Below are 2436 nucleotides of genomic sequence, written 5' to 3'. Positions count from 1 at the left end.
CAGAGCCCCCCCGCCGAGGCCCCAGGATCCACGGAGGACGCCGATGGCGCGTCCAAGCCCGATGCCCCGTCCAGGCCCACGCCGGCCACGATCCCACCGTCCGCCGCCAGGGTGCGCCGCAGGCTCGCCAGGCTGGGCGCCCAGCGCGGCTCCGCTATGAACCCGGTACTCGAACCACTGATCAAGACGGTCCGCAACACCCATCCCAAGGCGGACCTGCGGCTCATCGAGCGCGCCTACGACGTCGCCGCGCACTACCACCGCAACCAGAAGCGCAAGAGCGGCGACCCGTACATCACGCACCCCCTCGCGGTCGCGACCATCCTCGCCGAGCTCGGCATGAACACCGAGACGCTCTGCGCGGCGCTGCTGCACGACACCGTCGAGGACACCCCCTACACCCTCGACCAGCTCAGCGCCGAGTTCGGCGACGAGATCGCCGCGCTGGTCGACGGCGTCACCAAGCTCGACAAGGTCAAGTACGGCGAGGCGGCCGAGGCCGAGACCGTCCGCAAGATGGTCGTGGCGATGTCCCGCGACATCCGCGTCCTGGTGATCAAGCTCGGCGACCGGCTGCACAACATGCGCACGCTGCGCTACATGCCGCGCCACAAGCAGGAGAAGAAGGCCCGCGAGACCCTGGAGGTGTTCGCGCCGCTCGCGCACCGCCTCGGGATGAACACGCTGAAGTGGGAGCTGGAGGACCTCGCGTTCGCCACGATGTACCCCAAGCGGTTCGACGAGATCGCCCGGCTGGTGTCCGAGCGCGCCCCGCGCCGCGACGTCTACCTGCAGGAAGTGATCGAGAACGTCTCCACCGACCTGCGCGACGCCCGGATCAAGGCGACCGTGACCGGCCGGCCGAAGCACTACTACTCGATCTACCAGAAGATGATCGCGCGGGACGTCTCCTTCGACGACATCTACGACCTGGTCGGCATCCGGGTCCTCGTCGACAGCGTCCGCGACTGCTACGCCGCCCTCGGCTCGATCCACGCGCGGTGGAACCCGGTCCCCGGCCGGTTCAAGGACTACATCGCGATGCCGAAGTTCAACATGTACCAGTCGCTGCACACCACGGTGATCGGCCCCGAGGGCAAGCCCGTCGAGCTGCAGATCCGCACCTGGGGCATGCACCGCCGCGCCGAGTACGGCGTCGCCGCGCACTGGAAGTACAAGGAGGAGACGGTCGGCGGCCGCAAGGCCGGCGACATGCAGTGGCTGCGCCAGCTCCTCGACTGGCAGAAGGAGACCGCCGACCCGGCCGAGTTCCTGGAGTCCCTGCGCTTCGACCTGTCGGTCTCCGAGGTGTTCGTGTTCACCCCGAAGGGCGACGTGATCGCGCTGCCGCAGGGCGCGACGCCCGTCGACTTCGCGTACGCGATCCACACCGAGGTCGGGCACCGATGTATCGGCGCCCGCGTCAACGGGCGGCTCGTCCCCCTCGAATCGGCCCTCGACAACGGCGACACCGTCGAGGTCTTCACCTCCAAGTCGCCGGACGCGGGCCCCTCCCGCGACTGGCTCGGGTTCGTCAAGAGCGCCCGCGCCCGCAACAAGATCAAGCACTGGTTCTCCAAGGAGCGCCGCGACACCGCGATCGAGTCCGGCAAGGACGCCATCGCCCGCGCGATGCGCAAGCAGAACATGCCGCTCCAGCGGATGATGTCCGGCGAGGCCCTGCTCGCCCTCGCCCGCGACATGCGCTACCCGGACGTCTCGTCCCTGTACGCCGCCGTCGGCGAGAGCCAGGTCTCCGCGCAGCACGTCGTCCAGCGGCTGGTCGACGCCCTCGGCGGCGTGGAGAGCGCCGAGGAGGACCTCGCCGAGATCGCCCTGCCGACCCGCCGCAAGCGGGGCCGCCCGGCGGGCGACCCCGGCGTCGTCGTCGCCGGCGACCCCGACGTGTGGGTGCGGCTGTCGCGCTGCTGCACCCCGGTGCCGGGCGACGACATCGTCGGCTTCGTCACCCGCGGCCACGGCGTGTCCGTGCACCGCGCCGACTGCGCCAACGTCGCCAGCCTGAAGACGCAGCCCGACCGGCTGATCGACGTCAAGTGGTCCCCGAGCGAGGACTCGGTCTTCCTCGTCGCCATCCAGGTCGAGGCGCTCGACCGGCCCCGGCTGCTGTCGGACGTGACCCGCGTCCTGTCCGACCAGCACGTCAACATCCTGTCGGCCTCGGTCACCACCACCCGCGACCGCGTGGCCGTCAGCCGCTTCACCTTCGAGATGGGCGACACCAAGCACCTCGGCCACGTGCTGAAGGCCGTCCGCTCCATCGACGGCGTCTACGACGTCTACCGGGTGACGAGCGGCGCCACGAGGTAGCGCCGGGAGCGAGCGAAAGGCGGCCGCCCACCGGCGGCCGCCTTTCGCGTGCGGGAGGGGCTCAGTCCTCGGCTGGCTCGTCCTCGGGGACGACGTCCACGCCGG

General features: G+C 70.4%; 1 protein-coding gene. It reads left to right on the top strand.

All coding sequences use genetic code 11. The annotated features are described in order from the left end of the window. A partial coding sequence (locus tag ETD96_RS43380) for a RelA/SpoT family protein (protein WP_420884841.1) occupies positions 1–2331 on the top strand: 2331 nt, incomplete at its 5' end. Positions 2332–2436: the final 105 nt, after the last annotated feature.

It is taken from the genome of Actinomadura geliboluensis, assembly GCF_005889745.1.
Classification (GTDB): domain Bacteria; phylum Actinomycetota; class Actinomycetes; order Streptosporangiales; family Streptosporangiaceae; genus Spirillospora; species Spirillospora geliboluensis.
This window is presented reverse-complemented; position numbering and strand designations above follow the sequence as displayed.